At 50.7% G+C, this 24,114-nt stretch carries 24 protein-coding genes; all 24 read left to right on the forward strand.

Annotated features, from left to right (window positions below; all coding sequences use genetic code 11):
• Positions 1–197 precede the first annotated feature (197 nt).
• Positions 198–1,196, forward strand: a complete 999-nt coding sequence (spoIIIAA, locus tag DWX59_RS20740; protein ID WP_117561058.1) for a stage III sporulation protein AA — start codon at positions 198–200, stop codon at positions 1,194–1,196.
• Between the two features lie 48 nt (positions 1,197–1,244).
• Complete coding sequence (locus DWX59_RS20745; protein WP_117561059.1) at positions 1,245–1,775, forward strand: stage III sporulation protein AB; 531 nt, start codon at positions 1,245–1,247, stop codon at positions 1,773–1,775.
• Positions 1,776–1,826: 51 nt separating this feature from the next.
• Positions 1,827–2,021, forward strand: coding sequence for a stage III sporulation protein AC (spoIIIAC, locus tag DWX59_RS20750; RefSeq protein WP_002569682.1), 195 nt, complete (start codon positions 1,827–1,829; stop codon positions 2,019–2,021).
• A gap of 37 nt (positions 2,022–2,058) precedes the next feature.
• The gene (locus DWX59_RS20755) at positions 2,059–2,445 is read left to right on the forward strand and encodes a SpoIIIAC/SpoIIIAD family protein (protein WP_008718077.1); all 387 of its coding nucleotides are present in this window, start codon (positions 2,059–2,061) and stop codon (positions 2,443–2,445) included.
• Positions 2,442–3,677, forward strand: a complete 1,236-nt coding sequence (locus tag DWX59_RS20760) for a stage III sporulation protein AE (protein ID WP_117561060.1) — start codon at positions 2,442–2,444, stop codon at positions 3,675–3,677. Before DWX59_RS20755 ends, DWX59_RS20760 begins: the two co-directional genes overlap by 4 nt.
• 24 nt (positions 3,678–3,701) lie before the next feature.
• Positions 3,702–4,394, forward strand: coding sequence for a stage III sporulation protein AF (locus tag DWX59_RS20765; RefSeq protein ID WP_117561061.1), 693 nt, complete (start codon positions 3,702–3,704; stop codon positions 4,392–4,394).
• Positions 4,348–5,067, forward strand: a complete 720-nt coding sequence (locus tag DWX59_RS20770; protein WP_117561062.1) for a stage III sporulation protein AG — start codon at positions 4,348–4,350, stop codon at positions 5,065–5,067. Before DWX59_RS20765 ends, DWX59_RS20770 begins: the two co-directional genes overlap by 47 nt.
• A 17-nt stretch (positions 5,068–5,084) precedes the next feature.
• A complete protein-coding gene (locus DWX59_RS20775; protein ID WP_117561063.1) occupies positions 5,085–5,945 on the forward strand; it encodes a SpoIIIAH-like family protein in 861 nt (286 codons plus the stop codon).
• Between the two features lie 222 nt (positions 5,946–6,167).
• The gene (locus DWX59_RS20780) at positions 6,168–6,551 is read left to right on the forward strand and encodes an Asp23/Gls24 family envelope stress response protein (RefSeq protein ID WP_117561064.1); all 384 of its coding nucleotides are present in this window, start codon (positions 6,168–6,170) and stop codon (positions 6,549–6,551) included.
• A gap of 310 nt (positions 6,552–6,861) precedes the next feature.
• Positions 6,862–7,311, forward strand: coding sequence for a transcription antitermination factor NusB (gene nusB / locus DWX59_RS20785; RefSeq protein ID WP_008718063.1), 450 nt, complete (start codon positions 6,862–6,864; stop codon positions 7,309–7,311).
• A gap of 3 nt (positions 7,312–7,314) precedes the next feature.
• Positions 7,315–8,601 (forward strand): exodeoxyribonuclease VII large subunit, encoded by a 1,287-nt coding sequence (xseA, locus tag DWX59_RS20790; protein WP_117561065.1) that lies wholly within the window; start codon positions 7,315–7,317, stop codon positions 8,599–8,601.
• 3 nt (positions 8,602–8,604) lie between these two features.
• The gene (xseB, locus tag DWX59_RS20795; protein ID WP_180215774.1) at positions 8,605–8,874 is read left to right on the forward strand and encodes an exodeoxyribonuclease VII small subunit; all 270 of its coding nucleotides are present in this window, start codon (positions 8,605–8,607) and stop codon (positions 8,872–8,874) included.
• Complete coding sequence (locus DWX59_RS20800) at positions 8,867–9,778, forward strand: polyprenyl synthetase family protein (RefSeq protein ID WP_117561066.1); 912 nt, start codon at positions 8,867–8,869, stop codon at positions 9,776–9,778. The genes xseB and DWX59_RS20800 overlap by 8 nt, the downstream gene beginning before the upstream one ends.
• A gap of 30 nt (positions 9,779–9,808) precedes the next feature.
• The gene (gene dxs, locus DWX59_RS20805) at positions 9,809–11,674 is read left to right on the forward strand and encodes a 1-deoxy-D-xylulose-5-phosphate synthase (RefSeq protein WP_117561067.1); all 1,866 of its coding nucleotides are present in this window, start codon (positions 9,809–9,811) and stop codon (positions 11,672–11,674) included.
• The gene (locus DWX59_RS20810) at positions 11,674–12,498 is read left to right on the forward strand and encodes a TlyA family RNA methyltransferase (protein WP_117561068.1); all 825 of its coding nucleotides are present in this window, start codon (positions 11,674–11,676) and stop codon (positions 12,496–12,498) included. The genes dxs and DWX59_RS20810 overlap by 1 nt, the downstream gene beginning before the upstream one ends.
• A gap of 125 nt (positions 12,499–12,623) precedes the next feature.
• Positions 12,624–13,466, forward strand: a complete 843-nt coding sequence (locus DWX59_RS20815) for an NAD(+)/NADH kinase (RefSeq protein WP_117561069.1) — start codon at positions 12,624–12,626, stop codon at positions 13,464–13,466.
• A 1-nt stretch (position 13,467) separates the two neighbouring features.
• Complete coding sequence (gene argR / locus DWX59_RS20820; protein WP_008718047.1) at positions 13,468–13,920, forward strand: arginine repressor; 453 nt, start codon at positions 13,468–13,470, stop codon at positions 13,918–13,920.
• A 26-nt stretch (positions 13,921–13,946) separates the two neighbouring features.
• Positions 13,947–15,605, forward strand: coding sequence for a DNA repair protein RecN (gene recN / locus DWX59_RS20825; protein WP_117561070.1), 1,659 nt, complete (start codon positions 13,947–13,949; stop codon positions 15,603–15,605).
• A gap of 166 nt (positions 15,606–15,771) precedes the next feature.
• Entirely contained in the window at positions 15,772–17,049 is a 1,278-nt protein-coding gene (gene spoIVB / locus DWX59_RS20830) for a SpoIVB peptidase (RefSeq protein WP_117561071.1), read from the forward strand.
• Positions 17,050–17,422: 373 nt separating this feature from the next.
• Positions 17,423–19,867 (forward strand): CRISPR-associated helicase Cas3', encoded by a 2,445-nt coding sequence (cas3, locus tag DWX59_RS20835; protein ID WP_227117005.1) that lies wholly within the window; start codon positions 17,423–17,425, stop codon positions 19,865–19,867.
• A 28-nt stretch (positions 19,868–19,895) separates the two neighbouring features.
• A complete protein-coding gene (cas5c, locus tag DWX59_RS20840) occupies positions 19,896–20,636 on the forward strand; it encodes a type I-C CRISPR-associated protein Cas5c (protein WP_117561073.1) in 741 nt (246 codons plus the stop codon).
• Positions 20,624–22,573 carry a type I-C CRISPR-associated protein Cas8c/Csd1 gene (gene cas8c / locus DWX59_RS20845; RefSeq protein ID WP_117561074.1) on the forward strand — a complete coding sequence of 650 codons (1,950 nt, stop codon included), beginning with the start codon at positions 20,624–20,626 and terminating at the stop codon, positions 22,571–22,573. The genes cas5c and cas8c overlap by 13 nt, the downstream gene beginning before the upstream one ends.
• Positions 22,570–23,427, forward strand: coding sequence for a type I-C CRISPR-associated protein Cas7/Csd2 (cas7c, locus tag DWX59_RS20850; RefSeq protein ID WP_117561075.1), 858 nt, complete (start codon positions 22,570–22,572; stop codon positions 23,425–23,427). Before cas8c ends, cas7c begins: the two co-directional genes overlap by 4 nt.
• A complete protein-coding gene (gene cas4 / locus DWX59_RS20855; protein ID WP_117561076.1) occupies positions 23,417–24,076 on the forward strand; it encodes a CRISPR-associated protein Cas4 in 660 nt (219 codons plus the stop codon). The genes cas7c and cas4 overlap by 11 nt, the downstream gene beginning before the upstream one ends.
• Positions 24,077–24,114 lie beyond the last annotated feature (38 nt).

The following is a 24,114-nucleotide window of genomic DNA, read 5'->3' on the forward strand; positions in this document are numbered from 1 at the left end:
ATTGGAGTGGGATGGCTCTGGATAATCAGAAGATTATCCAGGGCTTTTTTGGTCCCTGTTTTTGGGCGGTTTTTGCTGGATGGCGGAATTATGGGGCGTAAGGAGGATTTTGTCTGGGGTTAAGCGGTTTTTCATTTTTAATCTCCAGTCATATTTTCAGGCCTGTCTCATATATTGAGGTAAAAGGGGTGAGACAGATGGCTAAGAGGGAAGAAATCTTAAAAATATTTCCCAGGGAACTGAGAACCATATTGGGACAGGTTCCGGTGGATTTCAGGGATGTCCAGGAAATCCGGCTGAGGACGGGGATGCCGCTGATGATGATCTGCGGGAACCGGGAGTATCTGGTGACAAGGGACGGGAGCCTGAGACAGGATACCGGGAATATGGACCGGGAAATGTTTCTGGCGGCAACCCAGGCCCAGATGAAAGAGACAGTGGAATATATGGGCAGCTTTTCCCTTTATGCGGCAGAGGAGGAGCTTCGCCAGGGATTCCTGACCATCCAGGGCGGGCACCGGATTGGTGTTGCGGGAAGGACCCTGGTCCAGGGGCAGGATATCAGGCTGATGAAGTTCATCTCTTTTATCAATATCAGAGTGGCACACCAGGTTCCGGGCTGTGCCGATGGCGTGATGGATTTCCTTTATGACGGGAAATTCCTGAATACGCTGGTTATCTCGCCGCCCAGGTGCGGCAAGACCACCTTGCTGCGGGATATGATACGGCAGGTATCGGATGGATGGGTGAGGCGGTCTGGGGGCAGGGTTCCCGGCGTCAGCGTGGGGGTGGTGGATGAGCGGTCTGAACTGGCGGCCTGTTATCAGGGGGTTCCCCAGAATGATTTGGGGATGCGTACGGATGTGCTGGACTGCTGTCCTAAAAGCCAGGGCATGATGATGCTGGTAAGGACCATGGCACCCAGCGTGATTGCGGTGGATGAGATTGGAAGCCGCCGGGACGCGGAGGCCATTGAATATGTGAGGAACTGCGGCTGCGCCCTGGCTGCCACCATACACGGCAGTTCCCTTAAGGATATCAGGCAGAAGCCGTCCATGGGGGAACTTTTGGAACAGGGGACATTTGAACGTCTGATCCTGCTTGACAGCAGGGAAGGGCCAGGGCATGTGCAATGTATATGGGATGGCAGAAGCCGGGTCCTTTATGAGGATGGAACGGTTTCTAAGGAATTGTGATAAGGGATTGTAGGGATTGTGATAAGAGGTTGTGACGAGGAGGAGGCCATGGCATTGAAGTGGATAGGAAGCATGCTGGTCCTTTTTTCGGCCGGCGGTTTTGGGATATGGTCTGCCATGCAGTGGAGGGAACGGCTGCGGCTGTTGGAAAAGCTGCGGCAGATGATTTATTTCCTGAAAGGTGAGATTACATACAGCCATGCACCTCTGGCGGAAGCGCTGGAGCGGGTGGGGAAGCGGGAGGCTGGCCCCCTGGGACAGCTGTTTACGGCTGCGGCAGAGGGAATCTGCCGCCAGGAAGGGGAATCCCTGCAGGAGATATGGCGCAGGGAGGTTCAGGTCCTTTCATCCCCAAAGATAAGGCTTCCTCTCACAGAGGAGGATCTGGAACAGCTGGCAGGCCTGGGGGAGCATCTGGGATATCTGGATGTGGACATGCAGGAGCGTACGCTGGGGCTGTACCTGGAACAGCTGGATATTTCCATTGAATATCTCAGGACAAACCAGAGGGAAAAATGCAGGCTGTATACCAGCCTGGGCATCATGGGCGGCATGTTCCTTGTCATTGTGATGTACTGATGTATGACACACCTTAAGGAAATGGAATAAGAATAGTTGAGGAGACGGCAAATGGGTGTAAATCTGATATTTCGCATAGCGGCAGTGGGAATCCTGGTTTCCGTAATCTGCCAGGTATTAAAACACAGCGGCAGGGATGAACAGGCATTCCTTACAAGCCTTGCAGGACTTGTACTGGTATTGTTCTGGATGATCCCTTACATATATGACCTGTTTGAAACCATGAAGAACCTGTTTGCATTATAATGGCCCCCGGGCCTGTTTCAGGGAAGGCGGAGACATAATGACAATCATCACAATTGCGGCGGCCGGCATCGCAACCGTCCTGCTTGCAGTGCAGTTAAAGGGCATTAAGGGGGAGTATGCCGCCTACATGGTCATGGCGGCAGGCTTTTTCATCTTTTTTTACGGTACGGGAAAACTGAGGGCGATTCTGGATGCCCTGGAACAGATCCAGGGTTACATAAAGGTCAACAGTGTATATCTTGTGACCCTTCTGAAAATGATAGGAATCACGTATGTGGCGGAATTTGCATCCGGCATCTGCAAGGATTCGGGATATGGTTCCCTTGGAAACCAGATTGAAATATTCGGGAAGCTTTCCATCCTTGGAATCAGTATGCCGATACTTCTGGCGCTTTTTGGGACATTGGAGACATTTTTGCGATGAAAAGGATGGGAAAATGGCTGAAAAAAGGCCTGGCTGTCCTGGCATTGTCCGTACTGCTGTCAGGCGCCGGGGCAGGCGCGGCCCGGGCGGCAGGGACGGACATGTCCGGCAGTCCCGCGGTCAGCGGTGATCCGGAAGAGGAATTGACGCGAGGCGCAGAAGAACTTGGAATCACACAGGAGATGGAAGGGATGCAGCAGTTCCTGAACGAGGTCATGGGACAGCATGGGGGAGGCATGGGGGATTTCTCCTTCTGGGGCCTGATGAAGGAACTGGTGAAAGGCAATCTGGGCGGAATCCTGGGACAGGTGGGGGCAGGTATCAGGAATACATTGTTTTCCGAGGTGGATAAAGGCGGCCATATGCTGTTCCAGGTGGCGGCAATCGGGATTATCGGAGCTGTGTTTACCAATGTCTCTTCTGTTTTTAAGGGCGGACAGATATCCGATGCAGGCTTTTTCGTCACATACCTTCTGCTGTTTACCTGTCTGGCAGCCAGTTTTACAGCCAGTCTCCAGGTGGCGGCCCAGGTGCTGGAACAGATATTGGAATTCATGCGGCTGCTCATGCCGGCCTACTTCATGTCGGTGGCATTTTCCGGAGGCAGCATGAGCGCCCTGGCCCTCTATGAGGGGATGCTGGGAGGGGTAACGCTGATACAGTGGCTGTGCAGCACGGTCCTTTTGTCCATGGTCCGGATTTATGTGCTCATGGTGCTGGGCAGCCATGTGGTGAAAGAGGCACTGCTCTCCAAGCTGACCGAGCTGCTGGAACAGGCGGTGGGGTGGAGCCTTAAGACCCTTACGGGGCTGGTGGTGGGATTCCACCTCATACAGGCAATGATCCTGCCCTATGCGGATGCGGCAGGACAGGCGGGAATGAAACGGCTGATAGAAATCATACCCGGGTTGGGGCAGGGGGCAGGGGCCATGGCACAGATGGTGCTGGGGTCAGGAGTCCTGATCAAGAATACCATAGGGGCCGCGGCCGTGGTGGTGCTGGCGGTCATCACGGTCATCCCCATCATCAAACTGATGGTACTGATGGTCCTGTACCAGTGCGTGGCAGCGGTGATGCAGCCCGTTTGTGACAAACGGATCGTATCCTGCGTCTCAGGGGTGTCAAAGGGACATAAAATGCTGGTCCAGATTGTCCTTTATTCCATGTTCCTGTTCATGATATCCATTGCAATCACCTGCGCCTCTACTAATGTGAATTATTTTGCATCATAGCTACCGTGTCAGAAGGAGGAACCAATGCAGGCAGTATACGGATGGGTTAAAAATATCATATACTTCATGATTTTCCTGTCAGTGGTAAACAATCTCCTGGCAGATTCAAAATACGAAAAATACATCCGCTTTTTTGCCGGAATGGTGCTGATCCTCCTGGTTGTGAGCCCGCTTACAGGGAAAATGCGTCTGGACGAACAGATTTCTTCCATGTTCCAGTCCATTTCCCTCCATAACGATGCCAGCGACTTAAAGAGCCAGCTGTGGAACATGGATGAAAAACGTCTGGACCAGATCCTGGGACGGTACCAGGATGCGGTGGAAGCGGATGTGGCTGCCATGGCGGCTGCGGACGGCCTTATCTGTGTCCGTGCACAGGTGCGGATAGACGGGGACAGGAACAGCAGCACTTACGGCCAGGTGAAAGAAATCCGTATGGAAGTAAGGGATGACAAGGAACAGGAAAGCGGGAAAGAGGATTATATGGGAAGCAGGCCTGTGAATGTGGAGGCGGGCAATGTGGGCAGCATCAAGGTCAGGCCGGTGGAGCTGGGGGAGGACGATGGGGAAGAAGATAGGAAGGATGTGGGTAAGGACGTTGGGGATGTGGGAAAGAAGCCGGACAGTAATCCTGGCTTGGAGCATTTAACAGGAAAGGTGGCGCAGTACTATGGGCTTGAAGAATCGCATATCAAAGTTCAGTGGAAAGATGACTAAGGAAAAATGGCTGTTGCTGCTGCTGGTGGGGGTACTTCTCATGATTCTTTCATTTCCCCTTCCGGGCAGCAGACGTACCGGGAAGGATGGGGAAAGCCGGTCAGGACAGGTCAGCCGGAATGAGGGCGCTGTCCCCCTGTGGACTGGGGATGCACAGGAAAATGACCAGGATGCAGAACCGGACCAGGCGTCCCTTAACGGACCGGGCCAGGACGGGGATGGTCCTGACAGCGTTTACCCTGCCTCGGCCTCGGCCGGGGGAGAGGGGTCCTATGAAACACAGATGGAGAACCGGATTAAGAATATCCTGAAGTCGGTGGACGGGGTGGGGAAAGTGGACGTGATGGTGGTCTTAAAATCCTCCAGTGAAAAGGTGGTGCACGTGGACCGGACCACCAATTCAAGCACCACCCAGGAAAAGGATTCCGGAGGCGGCACCCGTGATGTGGTGAATAACCAGTCGCAGGAAAGCACGGTCCTGTCCGGTTCCGGATCCGGGTCAGGCGGGAACAGCCCCATCATAGAAAAGGAACTGAGTCCGGAACTGTCCGGAATCATCATCAGTGCGGAGGGAGGAGGCAGTCCAACCGTAAAAGCTGAAATTTCTGAAGCAATGGAAGCATTATTTGGCCTTCCCCCACATAAAATAAAAGTATTAAAGAGGGTGGAATAAATAAAGGAGTGCAGGATATGAAGATCAAGAATATGAAACAGGTAAAAGAGCATATGAAGGACATGAACATGAAACGTCTGTTCCGCAGGAACCAGATCATCATCACCACACTGGCCGTGATGATTGCAGCGGCAGGATACCTGAACTACGCAGGTAAAAAAGATCTGGCAAACGGAAACAGGGTGTACGAGGCAGGAGCCATGGACATCTCGGATGAAGATATCCTGGCAGAGAACCAGGCAGCTTCCCTCAATGGCCAGGCAGGGCTTCAGGAGATACAGAGCCTGGACCAGGACCCCTCGGACCTGGACGCTGTCAGCAATATGGATGGGGCCCAGGCAGCCGCTGACACTGGTACGGACGCGGGCCAGCTGGCTCAGGCCGGGGATGTGGAGGAAGCAACCCAGGCAGCCGCTGACACCGGTACGGACGCGGGCCAGCTGGCACAGGCAGAAAACGGGGCTTCCCAGACCGGCCTTGAGAATCCGGGTGAGGCAGTGCTGACCAGCGGCATGAGTGTTGCGGATTACATAGCAAATGTCCAGCTCAGCAGGGAGCAGATCCGTGCAAAGAACAAGGAAACCCTGATGAACCTGATTAACAGCACAAGCATTGACGAGGCAGCCAAGCAGCAGGCAATCCAGGATATGATTAAACTGACCGAGGTTTCCGAGAAGGAAAATGCCGCAGAAACCCTCCTGATGGCAAAGGGATTCTCTGACCCGGTTGTCAGCATCACCCAGGATAAGGTGGATGTTGTCATCAACGCCCCGTCCATCACCGATCCGCAGCGCGCCCAGATTGAAGATATCGTAAAGCGCAAGGCAGAGGTAGGAGCGGACCAGATCATCATCACACTGTTAAATATGGCAGAGTAGGGACAGGGAAGGTATCTTATAGAAACCGCCGGCATGGCAACACGGCGCGCGGCAATATGGCAAGGCTTTCAGAACAGGACTCCGGGAAAACGGGAAGTCCTGTCCTGTAAGCCTTGTTTCCTTATTACGCTTCACAGGAATGACTGGAAATTAATCCTATACATCTCCCCGCAGATTTGTTATAATACTAATTAATTAAGTCTTAACAGGAGGTTATTTGTGATGGCAGAGGATAATCGCAGTATCCATAAATTATACGAAAAGGATAAGATCGGCGAGGTGCAGATTGCGGATGAGGTGGTTGCAATCATTGCAGGCCTGGCGGCCACCGAGGTGGAGGGAGTTGACTCCATGGCAGGCAATATCACCAATGAACTGGTGGGCAAGCTGGGCATGAAGAACCTGAGCAAGGGCGTCAAGGTGGAGGTGACCGAGGAGCATGTGTCCGTGGACCTTTCCCTGAACATCCGGTACGGCTACAACATCCCGGCTGTAAGCGAACAGGTGCAGGATAAGGTAAGCGCGGCCATTGAGAATATGACAGGCCTGACCGTGCTGGATGTAAACATCAAGATAGCAGGTGTCAACATGGAAGAGGGCAAGTAGCCGGATTTTGCGCAGATTAGGGTCTGTTGTATGGATCCTGCAATATACCCCGGTACTGGATCATATGGATAAGAACACTCCCCGGAGCGTTGCCTGGGGAGTGTTTTATACATTTTTTATTGTTTTTATGCAGTGATTTTGCTATAATGTCTACAGCGGAACTTCCTTTATCAGGGGAGGACCAACCAACATTGAAGAAAGGAAAATGTACGGAAGGCCTGATGCATGAAGGAAAGCATTTTTAAAACCGGACCAGGCGCAGCCCGGCACCGGGACATGCCCAGGAGCTTTTCAGGTACAAGAAGAGAAAATGACCAGAAGAGAATTGCGGGAGCACTGTTTCAAGATGTTGTTCTCGGCAGACTTCTATCCAACCCAGGAGGAGGCCGTCGCCCAGCTGGACCAGTATTTCCAGTCCCCGGAAGAATATGACACTGATCCGGAAGGTGTCCTTCAGGTATTGCATAAAGTAGAATTAAAATCAGAAGACAGTGAATATCTTCAGGCAAGAACAGTCAACATAATAGATAAGATACCGGAGATTGATGCGAAGCTGAACGAGGTGGCAGCCGGATGGAAGACAAAGCGTATGGGTAAGGTGGAACTGACCATCCTGCGCCTGGCTCTTTTTGAGATGCTGTATGATGAGAATATCCCGGAGAAGGTATCCATCAACGAGGCAGTGGAGCTGGCCAAGAAGTTTGGCGGCAATGACTCGCCTGCTTTTGTCAACGGAATCCTTGCAAGGTTCATAGGCTAGCGTATGGCAAGTATCTATACCGTATCACAGGTAACTGCATATATCAGGAACATGTTTACACAGGACTTCGCACTGAACCGGATTTCCATCAAGGGCGAGGTCTCTAATTGTAAATACCACACATCCGGACATATTTATTTTACCCTGAAGGACGGCGGCTCGCAGATTGCCGCCGTCATGTTTGCAGGGCAGAGGAAGGGACTGGCCTTTGATTTGGAGGAAGGCCAGGAAGTCACGGTAACAGGCAATGTGGATGTGTATGAGCGGGACGGAAGATACCAACTTTATGCAAAGGAGATTACCAGGGAAGGAAGGGGCGACCTTTTTGCACGGTTTGAGAAGCTGCGGGATGAACTGGAGGAGATGGGGATGTTTGACGGCTGTTACAAGCAGCCCATTCCCAAGTACGCCAGGAAGGTAGGCATCGTGACGGCCGGTACAGGCGCGGCCATCCGTGATATCATGAACATTTCCGCAAGAAGGAATCCCTATGTGCAGCTGGTGTTATACCCGGCCCTGGTGCAGGGGGAGAGGGCAAAGCACAGCATTGTAAAAGGGATTGAAACCCTGGACGCCATGGGACTTGACGTAATCATCGTGGGCAGGGGCGGAGGTTCCATTGAGGATTTGTGGGCCTTTAACGAGGAAATGGTGGCCAGGGCCATATTTAACTGTTCCACCCCTGTGATTTCAGCGGTTGGACATGAGACAGATGTGACCATTGCGGATTATGTGGCGGACCTTAGGGCGCCCACGCCGTCCGCGGCAGCTGAATTGGCTGTGTTTGATTACAGCCAGTTTGAGGAGCAGGTCAGGCTGTACAGCCAGGTCCTCAACCGTTCCATGGAAAGGAAGCTGGAACGGCTTCATTTCCGCCTGGAGCAGGGAAAGATGCGCCTGAAAATGCGCAGCCCGGAGCGCCAGCTGGCAGACCGCCGCCAGCGCCTTGCTGATATAGAGAGTTTCCTGGAACGCAGGATAAAGGATAAGCTGGAGCAGGACAGGCGCAGCCTGGAGGATAAGCGCCAGCGCCTGGAACTGTATATGTGGGACGGACTGAAGGCGGGACGGCACCGTCTGGCGCTGGACGCCGGGCGGCTGGATGCATTATCCCCATTGAAAAAACTCAGCGGAGGCTACGGTTTCGTAACGGATTCGCGGGGAAATGCTGTCAGGAGCATTGGACAGACAGGCACAGGGGACAGGATAGGAATAAGTGTAAGGGACGGCAGGATAGAGGCACAGGTAACAGGAACCGTGGCCGTCAGGCTGCCGGAAAGTGAGGAGTAAGGAATGCCACGCAGGAAAGCAGACGCGCAGGAGAATATAGAAAAGAAGCAGGACGCAAAGACACAGCCAAAGGAAGAAAAACAGCAGGGCATAGAGGAGAATTTTGCACAGCTGGAGGAAATCATAAGAAAACTGGAAGCAGGGGACAGCACGCTGGAAGAATCATTTACATGTTATGAAGCCGGAATGAAGCTGGTAAAGTCCCTGGGCAGCCAGATTGATAAAGTGGAAAAGAAAATTCAGATATTGAGCGAGGGTGATGAAAATGAATGACAAGGAAACATTTAAGCAGGAATTGAAAACACGCACAGCGGAGATTGAACAGTTAATCGGGACGTATCTGCCGGAGGAGACCGGACATCAGAAAACCATCCTGGAAGCCATGAACTACAGCATGACAGCCGGCGGGAAACGCCTGCGTCCCATGCTGATGCAGGAGATGTGCCGTCTGTTCACGGGCTGCCTCCTGGAGTCTGTGATTCCTTTTATGGCCGCAGTGGAGATGATCCACACCTCTTCCCTGGTCCACGACGACCTTCCATGCATGGACGATGACATGATGCGCAGGGGCAAGCCAAGTACCTGGGCTGAGTTTGGCGAGGACATCGGCGTGCTCACAGGAGATGCCCTTATGATGTATGCATTTGAGACAGCGGTATCCGCGTTTGAGACAAGCATTGACCCGGACGAGCTGTCAAGGATTGGCAGGGCCATGGGAATCCTTGCGCGAAAGACCGGTGTCTATGGCATGATCGGCGGACAGACCGTGGATGTGGAACTGGCAGGAGGGCCCATTCCAAAGGACAAGCTGGATTTCATCTACCGTCTGAAGACAGGCGCCCTGATTGAAGCCTCCATGCTGATTGGCGCCGTGCTGGGCGGAGCCGCGGAGGAGGACTGCAAGATTGTGGAATCCCTTGCATTGAAGATCGGCATGGCATTCCAGATCCAGGATGATATCCTGGATGTGACCGGCAGCCAGGAAGTAATCGGCAAGCCGGTGAACAGTGATGAGAAGAACAAGAAGACCACCTATGTGACCCTGGAGGGTCTGGACAAGGCAAAGAAGGACGTGGAACAGATATCCGCGGAGGCCATTGAGGAGCTGGGTAAACTTCCGGGCAACAACGAGTTCCTGGAGCAGTTAATCCATGTGCTGATTAACAGGCAGAAATAAGCCGGTGCAACTATTTGGAGAACCATCAATATGATATTGGAACAGATTAAAGGGCCGGAGGAGCTGAAAGCCCTTCCGCCCGAGGATTTAAAAACGCTGGCTCAGGAGATACGTGAATTCCTGATAGAGAAAATCAGCCATACAGGGGGCCATCTGGCCTCAAACCTGGGCGTGGTGGAGCTGACCATTGCCCTTCATACTACCTTTAACCTGCCGGAAGATAAGCTGATCTGGGATGTGGGCCACCAGTCCTATACCCACAAGATACTGACCGGCAGGATGGCTGATTTTGATGAGCTCAGGCAGTATGGGGGCTTAAGCGGCTTTCCCAAACGCAAGGAAAGCCCGTATGATTCATTTGATACAGGGCACAGTTCCACGTCCATATCCGCAGGGCTGGGGATTGCCCTGGGCAGGGATTTAAAAGGGCTTGATTATAAGGTGGTGTCCGTTATCGGCGACGGGGCGCTTACAGGCGGGATGGCCTATGAGGCGCTTAATAATGCCGCAAGGATGAAGAGGAATTTCATCATTGTCCTCAATGACAACAAAATGTCCATATCGGAGAATGTAGGGGGCATGTCCCGTTACTTAAACGGTCTGCGTACAGGCAGCGGATACAATGACTTAAAGAAGAATGTGGCAGATGCCCTTGACCGGATACCGGTTGTGGGGTCTGTGATGATAGACAAGATCAAGCGCACCAAGAACAGCATCAAGCAGCTGTTCATACCCGGAATGCTGTTTGAGAACATGGGCATTACCTATCTGGGCCCTGTGGACGGCCATAATATCCCGGCCATGTGCAAGGTGTTTAAGGAGGCGCAGAAACTGGACCATTCAGTCCTGGTCCATGTAATCACGAAAAAAGGAAAAGGCTACCGTCCGGCGGAAAAAAATCCTTCCCGGTTCCATGGGGTTGGACCTTTTGATGTTGGGACAGGGGAGCCTTTGTCAACACAGGAGCATCCGTCCTACACAGATGTATTTTCCAGGAAAATCTGTCAGTTGGGCGGGCAGTATCCCAATCTGGTGGCTGTGACCGCAGCCATGCCGGACGGGACGGGGCTGACTGCCTTTGGAAAGAAATACCCCTTCCGCTTTTTTGATGTGGGCATAGCGGAGGCCCACGCCGTGACCTCTGCGGCCGGGATGGCGGCGGCCGGGCTAAGGCCGGTGGTGGCGGTCTATTCCTCCTTTTTACAGCGGGGATTTGACCAGGTGCTTCACGATGTCTGTATCCAGAACCTGCCCGTGCTGTTTGCAGTGGACCGGGCAGGGCTTGTGGGCAGCGATGGGGAGACACATCAGGGGATTTTTGATTATTCTTATCTTACCTGCATCCCGAACATGAGCGTCATGGCCCCCAAGAACCTGTGGGAGCTTCGGGCCATGCTGGATTTTGCCATGGAATATAACGGTCCGCTGGCCATCCGTTACCCCAGGGGGGAGGCCTACCGTGGGCTGAGGGAATTCCGGCAGCCCATTGCATACGGCAAAGGTGAGATGCTTTACGAGGAAAAGGACATTGCCCTTCTGGCAGTGGGAAGCATGGTCAGCACAGGTGAGCATGTCAGGGAAAAGCTGAAAAAGGAAGGTTATTCCTGCTCCCTTGCCAATGGAAGGTTCGTGAAGCCTGTGGACACGGAACTGGTGGCACATCTGGCCGGGAACCACGGCCTGATTGTGACATTGGAGGAAAATGTGCTTCAGGGCGGGTATGGGCTGGCAGTGACAGCTTATATCCATGCGCATTTTCCTCATATAAAAGTATTGAATGTAGCGCTGCCCGACGCTTATGTGGAGCACGGCAATGTGTCCATCTTAAGGGAAGGGCTGGGAATCGACAGCGATTCCATCATAAGGAGCATGAAGGCAGGAGGATGGCTGGAATAATGAAAGAACGGTTGGATGTGCTTATGGTGCAGAAAAACCTGGCAGGGTCCAGGGAAAAGGCCAAGGCATTGATTATGTCGGGAATCGTTTATGTAAACGGACAAAAGGAAGATAAAGCCGGCACCTCCTTTGACACTGCGGCCCAGATTGAGGTCAGGGGAAATACGCTCAGATATGTAAGCCGGGGAGGACTTAAGCTGGAAAAGGCCATGAGCCATTTTGGCGTGGGACTTGAAGGCAAGGTGTGCATGGATGTGGGAGCCTCCACCGGGGGATTTACGGACTGCATGCTCCAGAACGGGGCGGTTAAGGTGTACAGCGTGGACGTGGGACACGGACAGCTGGCATGGAAACTCAGGAATGACGAGCGGGTTGTTTGTATGGAAAAGACGAATATCCGCTATGTACTGCCCGGTGATATCGGGGACAGGATCATGTTCGCAAGTATCGACGTATCCTTCATCTCCCTGACCAAGGTGCTGGGGCCGGTGAAGAACCTTCTTGCAGAGGATGGACAGATTGTGTGCCTGATTAAGCCGCAGTTTGAGGCCGGCCGTGAAAAGGTAGGCAAGAAAGGGGTTGTCAGGGACAAGAGCGTGCATCTGGAGGTCATTGACATGGTAATCCGGTATGCAGTCAGCATTGGCTTTGAGGTGCTGAACCTGGAATTCTCACCAATCAAGGGGCCTGAGGGCAATATCGAATATCTGCTTTATCTTCAGAACCATCCTGAGGGACAGGACGGGGAATTGGTCCTGTACAGCCAGGTGCCTGTGGATGCCAGGGAGATTGTGGAACAGGCCCATGGATCCCTGGATAAATAACATAACCGGTACCATGGAATCCATACAGCACCGAACTGGTATCCATGCATCAGTTATCCATGCATCAACTATCCATGCATCAATGGCATGACAGAGCATACACATAAAACGGCAGGAGCCCAACCATGAAACATTTTTATATTATTGCCAATCTGGATAAAGAATATGTAAAAGAGGCCCAGGCATTCATCAAGACTTATCTGGAAGCCAAGGGAGCCGCGTGCAGGCTGAACAATCCATACCAGAAGGGGAGGGAGAGCACCCATACGGATTCCGGCCAGGTACCGGCGGACACGGAGTGCATCATCACCATTGGAGGCGACGGGACCCTGATACAGGCTGCCAGGGATCTGGCCGGTAGAGGTATCCCCATGGTGGGGGTGAACCGGGGACATCTGGGGTATCTGAACCAAATCAGCCGCCAGGAGGACATAGCGCCTGTCATGGACGCGCTTTTGGAAGACCGCTTCCAGCTAGAGAAGCGGATGATGCTTGGGGGAACCGCATACCATGACGGTGGGCCGGTCCTTGAGGACATTGCGCTCAATGAAATAGCAGTGACAAGGCAGGATCCATTAAAGGTCCTGCGGTATTCGGTATATGTAAATGATGAATATCTCAATGAATATGCGGCGGACGGCGTGCTGGTGGCAACACCCACCGGCTCCACGGCTTATAACCTGTCGGCCGGCGGCCCGGTCATAGCGCCGTCAGCCAGGATGATGGTGCTTACGCCCATCTGTTCCCACTCGCTCAATGCCAGGAGTATCGTGCTGGCGCCGGAGGACAAGATAGAAATCCGGCTTCTGAACAGCGGGCAGGTGGTATCCTTTGACGGGGACAGCTTTGTGGAGCTGACCGCGGGGGACAGCATCCGTATTGCATGTTCCAGGCTGGAGACAGTCATGGTTAAACTAAAACAGGTTTCATTTATGCAGAATCTCAGCAACCATTTGGGGAGAATATGACATGAAAGTAGAAAGGCACAGTAAAATTGTAGAATTAATTGGAAAATATGAGATAGAGACCCAGGAAGAGCTGGCCGAAAAGCTGAACCAGGCAGGGTTCAACGTGACCCAGGCAACCGTGTCCAGGGACATACGGGAACTGAAGCTGACCAAGATGCAGTCAGAAAGCGGAAGACAGCGTTACATGGTGCTAGAAAGCCCGGCCGGCACATCCGCCATCAAGTATATCCGTATCCTCAAGGATGGTTTCATGTCAATGGATATGGCCCAGAACATCCTGGTGATTAAAACCGTATCCGGCATGGCCATGGCTGTGGCAGCTGCTTTGGATGCCATCCATTTTACTGAGATTGTGGGCTGCATTGCGGGAGATGACACCATTATGTGTGCAATCCGCAGCGTGGATGATACGATTATCGTGATGGAGAAGATTAAGAAAATGGTTCAGGACTGATTTGCCATAGGAATGGGAGGTGCAAGATGCTGCTGGAACTGCATGTAAGGAATCTGGCCCTGATTGAGAAAGCAGATGTGGAATTCGGCGAGGGGCTGAACATACTCACGGGTGAGACCGGCGCCGGTAAATCCATCATAATCGGCTCCGTGACCATGGCCCTGGGAGGAAAGGCTTCCAGGGAGAGCATCCGCCATGGGGCGGATCATGCCTACGTTGAACTTGTATTCTCTGTGTCCGGGGAGGATAAGATTAAGGCCTTAAGGGACCTGGAGGTGGAGCCTGCAGAGGACGGGCTTGTAATTGTCTCGCGCAAAATCATGGCTTCCAGAAGCGTAAGCCGTATCAATGATGAGACGGTGACCACGGCCAGGCTCCGCCAGATTACGGGCCTTCTCCTGGATATCCATGGGCAGCATGAACACCAGTCCCTGCTGTACAAATCAAAACATCTGGAAATTCTTGACGCCTATATTAAGGCCGGTACCCAGCCTGTCAAACAGAAAATTGCAGACGGATACCAGTCCTACCGCGCCCTTGTGCAGCGGCTGGAGGAATTTGACATGGACAGCGAAAGCCGTATCCGTGAAGCTGATTTCCTCCGCTTTGAGATACAGGAGATTGAGGAAGCAGGCTTGAAGGATGGCGAGGAGGAGGAACTGACTGCGGTTTACAGAAAGTTTTCCCATTCGCAGAAGATAGCGGCCAGCTTGGGGGAGGCCTATAACGCGGTGGAGGGGGAGTGGCTGTCGCGCGCCCTTAAGGAAGTGGAGCAGGTGGTGGAATTTGACCATGCCCTGGACAATATCCGTGACCAGCTTTATGATGCGGATTCCATATTGGAAGATGCAAAGCGGGAAATATCCTCCTACATGAGTTCCGTGGAGTTTGATGAGGAGACATTCCGCCAGACCGAGGAACGTCTGGATTTAATCCATAACCTGCAGGCCAAGTACGGCGCAACCATATCAAAAATCAACCAGAAACTGGAAGAAAAAAGGAAACGTCTGGACGAACTGGAGGATTATGATTATCACAGGGAACAGACAAAGAAGGAACTGGATCAATGCAGGAATCATTTAGAAGGATTCTGCGCACAATTATCAGAGATACGTAAAAAGGCATCTCGGGACCTTGTTAAAAAAATCAGGGACGGCCTCATTGACCTGAACTTCCTGGATGTGGAATTTGACATGGAATTCAGGCGCCTGGAGCATTTTAGCGCATCAGGATGGGATGAGGCACAGTTCATCATTTCCACCAATCCCGGACAGCCCATGCGGCCCCTGAAGGACGTTGCTTCCGGCGGCGAGCTGTCCAGAATCATGTTGGCCATCAAGACCGTGCTGGCGGATTCCGACGACATCCCCACATTGATTTTTGATGAGATTGACACCGGGATCAGCGGAAGGACCGCCCAGAAGGTATCGGAAAAGCTATCCTATATAGCTGGCAGCCATCAGGTCATCTGTATCACCCACCTTCCCCAGATTGCAGCCATGGCGGACGCCCACTTTGAGATTTCAAAATCTGCCAGTAATGGCAGCACTCTTACAACCATCCGGATCCTGGACCGCCAGGCATCCGTAGAAGAGCTGGCCAGGCTATTAGGCGGCGCTGAGATTACGGATACGGTGCGCAAAAATGCGGCTGAGATGAAGGAATTGGCAGACAGGACAAAATAAAACAGATTGAAATCCGCAGGACGGATAATACTAAGAAAGAGGCAGTGAGCATGCGTCTTTCTTTTTTTGACTTTAAAATGGATCCGGCGGGCATAAGGAAGTCCGGAAACATTTAAAAACACGCTCTTGCCGAAATAACATGGTGACTATATAAGGAGGCAGGGCGATGACAGGAAAATCTAAATTTTACCGGTGGCTGGGACGCATTTTCTGGCTTTCCATTGTGGCTGTAACAGGATACACGTGGTATTATATGGACCAGGCGGTGCCGGACCGGGTAAGTATCATACAAAACCAGGAGGAGGATTTTTCCTTTGGACTGCCTTTGAAAGCAACCATCATCAGTGACAGTGAGGAAGTATCGCTTGGAAATGAAAGCAATATACCGGCTGACCAGATTACCATCAGCGGCAGGCAGCATTTTTCCATGATCGCAGGAGAGCAGGGAAGCTACCAGGTGGGGCTTAAACTGTTTGGACTTATAAAATTAAAGGACATCCAGGTGGATGTGGTGGATACAAGGTACGCAATCCCATGCGGAAGCCCGATTGGCATTTATCTGAAATCAGACGGCGTCATGGTAATCGGAACCGGGCGGATCACGGGACCGGACGGGATGGAAGTGGAGCCGGCCTTTGGCATTTTAAAAACAGGGGATTATATAGAAGCATTCAACGGCAAGCCCATGAAGACAAAAGAAGACCTTATCAGTGCGGTAAATGATTCAGGGGGCCAGGATTCGGTGGTAACCGTGCGCAGGGACGGGGAACCAATCGATGTAAGCGTAAAACCAATTGCATCTTCAGACGGGAAATATAAGCTTGGGGCCTGGGTCAGGGATGATACCCAGGGAATCGGAACCATTACTTATGTGGATATGAATGGTAACTTCGGCGCACTGGGCCACGGCATCAGCGACAGTGACACCGGAGACCTGGTGGAGACTTCCCAGGGCGCGCTATATTCCACGGAAATCATGGGGATTGAAAAAGGAACCATAGGAAAACCGGGCCTGCTTTCCGGCGTCATCTATTATGGCCCGCAGTCCCACATGGGGGATATCTCACAGAACACCAACGAGGGCATATTCGGAACCGTGAACCAGCAGTTTAAGAAGCAGCTGACCGGCGAGCCCATGGAGATTGCCTGCCGCCAGGACGTGAAGCCGGGGGTTGCATATATCAGGAGTAATGTAAGCGGGGAACTGGAGGATTATGAGATAGAGATACAGAAGGTGGATTATAATGCCAGCCACAAGAATAAGAGCATGGTAATCAAGGTGACGGACCCGAGGCTTCTGGAATTGACAGGGGGGATTGTGCAGGGTATGAGCGGTTCGCCTATCATACAGGATGGGAAGCTGGCAGGAGCGGTGACACATGTGTTTGTGCAGGATGCGAGCAGGGGGTATGGGATTTTGATTGAGAATATGTTGGAGCATTGAGGCCGGTAATAGGAAATGAGGGATTAGAGAAAAGGGGACCATCACACAGGTTGGTTAATTTAGTGTGATGGCCCCTTTTCCTTAAAGCTGTTGTAAATTTCATAAAACTTATTTCAATCCACGAAACAAGAAACTTTCGACATTTGTATTATAATAAAATATGAACGCCTTGTCAAAACCATACTAACTACTAAAAAATAAGTGAAAGAGATTTAATTATTAAAATTTAAGTTATATAAAATTTAAAAAACATAATTATATCCTTGACAATCAACTCAACAAGTAGTAATCTATATTTAGAATTAACCCCCTACCCCACGTAATCAGACATATTGCACAATTCCAATCAACCTACAAAGGAGGGATTCATATAATCAACCAACCATATGCTCATTATAACTCCCACTCAGATACATATCAACTAAATTCCAAACACAATTCCGACACCGCTGTAATCGCAGAAAAGAAAAATCCCATTCCTATTTTAAAAGATATTTTATGGCTGACCTGCCAACTCCACGATTCCGGAAAGTATCCGGAACACTGGCAGCAATATTTTATGAAATCCATTTGTAATAATGGTATCCCATCCGGTCCCAAGCAAGACCATACCACGGCGGGAGGTCAGATAATCCAGGAAACCTTTCCGGGTACGCTGCTATCTGAGATGATTCAGATAGCTATCTACTCCCACCATGGCCTGAAGGATTGTATTTCCATAATTGACAGTTCCATTCTGCTACGTCAGCGGAAGGAAAAGGCAAAGAAGCTGCCCATAGAAGAGGCAAAGGATTATTTCTATCAGACGGTAGAACCATCGGAATTTGCAAGGCGATGCGCCGGGGCCAGGGAAGAATCAAAGCTGATTCCCGGAAAAATCAAGGATACCATGAAAAGTTGGGATAAGCCGGAACTTTATGGAAACAGGGATTTTTTCCTTGGAATGTATGAGCGTATCTTATTATCACTGCTTATTGACGCCGACCGCAGGGATACAGAAGATTTCATGACCGGGGATGGGAAAGCGGTCTGTCAGCCGGAGGAATACCCTCCTGAGAAGCTTCAGGATGTCTGGAGGATATGCATGGAACACGTGGAAAAAAAGTATGCCCAATTCACAGACAAGAGCGGCATAAACCGATACCGCAGTGAGATATCCGACAGATGCATGAAACAGGCGCTGAAGAATATAAGGCTCTATTGCCTGACAGTACCTACCGGTTCCGGGAAAACACTAAGCAGCCTCCGTTTTGCGGTCCGCCATGCCCTGGAGTATCAGAAAAGGCGGATTATATATGTGGCTCCATATCAATCAATCCTGGACCAGAATGCAGAGGAGATTAGGAGAGCGTTGGATTATCCTGGTATCGTTCTGGAGCACCATTGCAACATTATTTTGGAAACAGAGGAAGAACAGGCATACTACGATCGTGTTACTGAAGATTGGGCGCTTCCTGTAATCGTCACTACGGCCGTGCAATTCCTGAATACCCTTTTTGCCGGTAAGACTGGTAACATACGAAGGATGCACAGTCTATGCAATAGTGTCATCATCATGGATGAGGTACAGTCCCTGCCGGTCAGGACCATCCAGTTATTTAACATGGCTGTAAATTTCCTCACAGAGTTCGCGAATACCACCATGGTGCTGTGTACGGCAACCCAGCCCCTTCTGGACAGGATACCAGTAAACCGCCTCCGCCCAACAAACGATATGGCAGGACATGTGGATTTCTATCAGGAGGCATTCCGCAGAACAGAGATAAAAGATTGTACGGATTTGGTTCCGGGCGGTATGGATATCCGGGAAGCAGCGGAGTTTGTGCTGGAAAAAGCCAGGGATTTGAAACAGGTCTTATTTGTGGTTAACACCAAACGGTGCGCCAGGGAATTATTTGAGATGCTGGAGTCGCTGAATGTAGATGGGTTTAAGCTCTTCCATCTCAGTACAGGGATGTGCCCGGAGCACCGCAGTGACGTATTGAAGGAATTGTCAGGTTGTTTGGAAAACAATGGGTATGAGCCAGTACCTCTTATATGTGTCAGTACCCAATTGATTGAGGCCGGGGTAGACCTTTCGTTCCGGTGTGTAATCCGTTCACTTGCAGGGCTGGATAATATCATCCAGGCTGCGGGCCGCTGCAACCGCCACAAGGAAGTTGCTATGGGTAAGGTTTTTATTGTGAAAATGTCAGGAGTTGCTGAGAATCTCTCCCATCTGGCTTACATTCGGAAGGCACAGGAATCTACGGAACAGGTACTGACTCAATTCGCCAGGAACCCCGAAGTATTAGGCGGTAGGCTGGACAGCGGGTTATCAGTAAAGATGTACTATGAATGTAATTTCCAAAAATGGCTGAAGGAGATGGAATACCCGGAAACCGTGGAAGGGGTTTCCACCAGCTTGGTAGAACTTTTGTCGGGAAACCATGATTTCCTACCGTACCAGCAAAGGAAACCAGCGTGCAAAGACGCGGGGCTGCCTATATTAAAACAGGCATTTAAGACCGCAGGGGACCTTTTTGAGGCAATTGAGGAGAATGGAAAAACCACGGTCATTGTTCCGTACAATAACGAGGCAGTTGAATTGTTGAGCCAGCTGACAGGCGACTCAGCTTCCTCACAGCAGAAGAAGCAGGCGCTTAGAAAGCTGCAGCGCTTTACTGTTGCCATATCCGGGACAGAGAAAAGAGGATTAGAAGACGCTATTCATTCAGTATGGGATGGGAGGGTGCTGGTTTTGGATGAGCGGTATTATGACAAAGATAATCTGGGGGTTACCCAGATTCCAGGTCTGATGAGCGAGTTGATGATATAAAGAGAAAACAAAAGGAGGTGAAAGGGATATGCATGAAAACAGGGTGGAATTTCAGGTCAGCGGTGACTATGCGATGTTTGCAGACCCGGTAACCAGAGTGGGAGGGGAAAAGCTTTCCTATCAGATTCCTACATATGAGGCATTAAAAGGCATATTGCAAAGTGTATATTGGAAACCAACGCTCGTTTGGTTTATTGACGCTGTGCGTATCATGAATCCAATCCAGACCGAGACAAAAGGGGTGCGCCCTATTGGCTATGGAGGGGGAAATGATCTTTCCTACTACACATATCTAAAGCACGTGCGTTACCAGGTAAGAGCACATTTTGAATGGAACATGAACCGTCCGGAACTTGCCGCGGACCGCAATGAGAACAAGCATCACAATATCGCGAAACGGATGATAGCCAGAGGCGGACGCCGCGATATTTTCCTTGGGACAAGGGAGTGCCAGGGATATGTGGAGCCATGCGATTTTGAAGCGGGGCAGGATGAGGGATTTTATTCCAGCATTGCGGAATTGGCATACGGATTCATGTATCACGGCATTACTTATGCGGACGAGGCCGTCCTGGAGGAGGATAAAGGCAGGATGACAGTCAGGTTCTGGCGTCCGGTGATGAAAAATGGCGTGATTCATTTCCCAAGGCCAGAAGAATGTACGGATAAACGCCATATTAAAGATATGGAGATGAAGCTGTTTGATAACAGGAATTTTTTTGGCTTAGAAGAATTTTCCGAGGAGGAGGTGTCTGAGTGGACTGGGTAAGGGAATTATGTGATTTATACGAGAAAAATGCGAATCTGGCCGGTCAGTATGAGAAGGGCCGTTTCGGTGAACCACTCATTCTCCTGCCGGTATTCCACTCTACGGTTGCGTCCCAGATTACGGTGACCATAAATGAAAAAGGAGAATTTCTACGGGCGGTTACTGTAGAGGATGAGGAAAAACTGACCGTGATACCGGTGACAGAGAAATCTGCCAGCCGGACTGCCGGTGTAGAAGCCCATCCTCTTTGTGATAATTTAAAATATCTGGCTGGTGATTATATGGATTACGTGGTGCCGGATAAAGGAAAGGGCTATACGGAAAACCATAAGTTATATATGGAGGGGCTGAGAAAGTGGGTTGAATCTGCATTTTCACATGAAAAGGTACAGGCTATCTGGAACTATCTGAACCAGGAATGTCTGATGAAGGATTTGGTTTCCTATGGTTGTCTGAAGACGGATGGGCAAGGTAAGGTTTTGAAGACGGTAAAAATACAGAATGTATCCCAGATAGATTCTTTCGTGAGGTTCCGGGTTGAGAAGCCATGGGATATAGAGGGGAATCTGCTGGAGGGACTGGACGGTGCGGAACGGCCTGAGTGCTGGCTGGATGTTTCCCTTGAAAATGCCTATATTGCCTACTGCCGTGCTTCGTGGCAGAAGAGAGGACTTTCCTACCTGACCGGGAATCAGGAACATATATCCTATCTCCACCCTAAAAAGATACGGAATGAAGGAGATGGGGCAAAGCTGATTTCAGCCAATGATGAGACATACTTCACATACAGGGGCAGATTTTCCAATAAGGATGAGGCATTTGCCATCGGATATGAGGATTCCCAGAAAGCCCATAATGCCCTGAAATGGATTATCCGCAGGCAGGGTAGAAATTGGAACAGCCTCTGTGTGGTGACCTGGGAGTCGGATTTGATTCCTCTTCCGGATTGGTGTCTGGATACGGATATGGTCTGTGATATTTATGAGTCAGAGGATGTCTGGGGAGATGAAGAGGAAAGTGGGGAAGGGCCTGGATATGCAGGTACGAATCCCAGGGACGCTGCCAGATTCCAGGCCGCGATTGCAGGATATAGGGCGAGGCTGGATGTGGATTCCAGGACTGTGCTGATGGCTTTTGACGCTGCTACCACCGGGCGCCTGGCCATAATGGAATATGAGAGCCTTGCCTCCAGCCATTATCTGGAGCGGTTGAGGGAATGGTACACCGGCTGTGGGTGGCTGCATCCGAAGTTTAAGGATAAAAAATACTGCCTGTATTATGGGATGGCCGGAGTGAGGGATATAGCTGATATTTTATATGGGTCGGAGCAGAATGGAATGCTTACTTTAAAAGGCGGTAATGAGAAAATGTATGCGGAAGTTTTAAAACGCCTGCTGCCCTGCATTATTTCCGGGCGACCGGTTCCGGAGGATATGGTGCACCTGGCTTATAGGAAGGCCTCATCCCCGGTGTCATATGACAGCTGGTATAATTGGGAGCGTGTGCTGGCACTGGCGTGTTCCTTTGAGAAGAAAAAGAGGATGGAACAGAGGAAGGAGGAGTGGACAGTGGCATTAAACACAGAGAGCCAGGACAGGAATTACCTGTACGGGAGGCTGTTGGCAATCGCTGACCGGGTGGAGTACCGGACATTTGAGAAGGATGAGGTGAGGGAGACGAATGCAAAGCGGTTCATGAATGCATTTTCCCAACAGCCTTTTAGAACATGGAAGGTTATTGAAGAAAGGCTGGGACCGTACTTTGTAAAGCTGTCCCTGCCCGAAAGACTGCGCTATGAGCACATGATAGAGGATGTTAGCTGGAAGTTCCAGGAAGGGGATTTTGAGAAAAATGATGCGTTAAACGGCCTTTATCTATTGGGATACCATAATCAATCGTATGCGTTTAGAAATTATGCAGAGGAGGAAAAGAAATGAGCAAGTTAAAGGGGAAAATTGATTTTGTACTTCTGATTTCGGCTACAAATGCCAATCCAAATGGAGACCCGCTTAACGGGAACCGCCCCAGGGAAAATTTTGATGGATATGGTGAGATTTCCGATGTCTGCATCAAAAGAAAGATTAGGAACCGTCTCCAGGATATGGGACAGAAGATTTTTGTGCAGTCCGATGACCGTGCGGATGACGGCTATGGAAGCCTGAGGGAGCGCGCGGAGGGCTGTGAATCCCTGAAGACCGAGATGAAACAAGGAAAAAAGGCCAACAAGGAGAGATGTGCCCAGATTGCATGCCAGGAATGGATGGATGTGAGAAGTTTCGGACAGGTATTTGCTTTTAAGGGTGCGGATGTCTCACTGGGAATCCGTGGCCCTGTCTCAATCCATCAGGCAGTGAGCCAGTCCCCTGTGGATATAATCAGTATGCAGATTACAAAAAGCGTGAACAGTGAGTCTGGAAAAGAGGGAAAGGCATCAGACACCATGGGAACAAAGCACAGGATTGGGTTTGGGCTATATGTTGTGAAGGGCAGTGTTAATGTGCAGTTGGCTGAGAAAACCGGATTTTCCCAGGAAGATGCTGATATTTTAAAAGCGGCTCTGAAGACATTATTTGAAAATGACGCATCCTCTGCCCGGCCGGAAGGCAGCATGGAGGTATGCCGCCTGTATTGGTGGCAGCATGATGAGAAGACACCCAAGACGCCATCCGCAAAGATTCAAAGGAGTGTAAAGATTACGCCCATGGTAGAGCGTCCCAAGTCGTTTGAGGATTATCAGGTAGAATTGGAACCTGTTGACTGTGTAAAACCGGAGGTATACAATTTTGTATGAAGAAGATGAGTTCCTTCAGCTGTCAGGAATCCAACATTTTTCCTTTTGCAGGAGACAATGGGCATTGGCTTATATTGAACTACAATGGAATGAAAATGTGCGGACCGTAGAAGGGCATCTGCTTCACGAGCGGGCTCATGATAGGACAATTGCAGAGAAGCGGGGAGATATCATTGTTTCCAGGGCAATGCCGGTCCATTCCAGGGAGTTGGGAATCAGCGGGGAGTGTGATGTGGTGGAATTCCATAGAAGCCAGGGTGGAATTCCACTTACTGGCAGAGAAGGACTCTATCAGGTGGTGCCAGTGGAGTACAAAAGAGGAGAACCTAAAGAAAGCGATGTGGATATACTACAGCTGACGGCCCAGGCTATATGCCTGGAGGAGATGATGTGCTGTGAGATACCGGTGGGATATCTGTTCTATGGGGAGACCAGGCATAGGACTAAGGTGGATATTACAGATGGGATGAGAGCAAAAGTCCGGGAAATATTCTGTGAAATGCATCAATATTTTGAAAAGAGATATACTCCCCGGGTAAAACGTACAAAAAGCTGCAATGCCTGTTCCTTAAAGGATATGTGTCTGCCGGTGCTGGGAGAGGACAAGACAGCGAAAGCATATATTGAAAAAATGCTGGATGAAAAATGAAGGATGGGATTGAATTGCGTGATAAGCATGATTAACAT

It is taken from the genome of Enterocloster aldenensis (genome assembly GCF_003434055.1).
GTDB lineage: Bacteria > Bacillota > Clostridia > Lachnospirales > Lachnospiraceae > Enterocloster > Enterocloster aldenensis.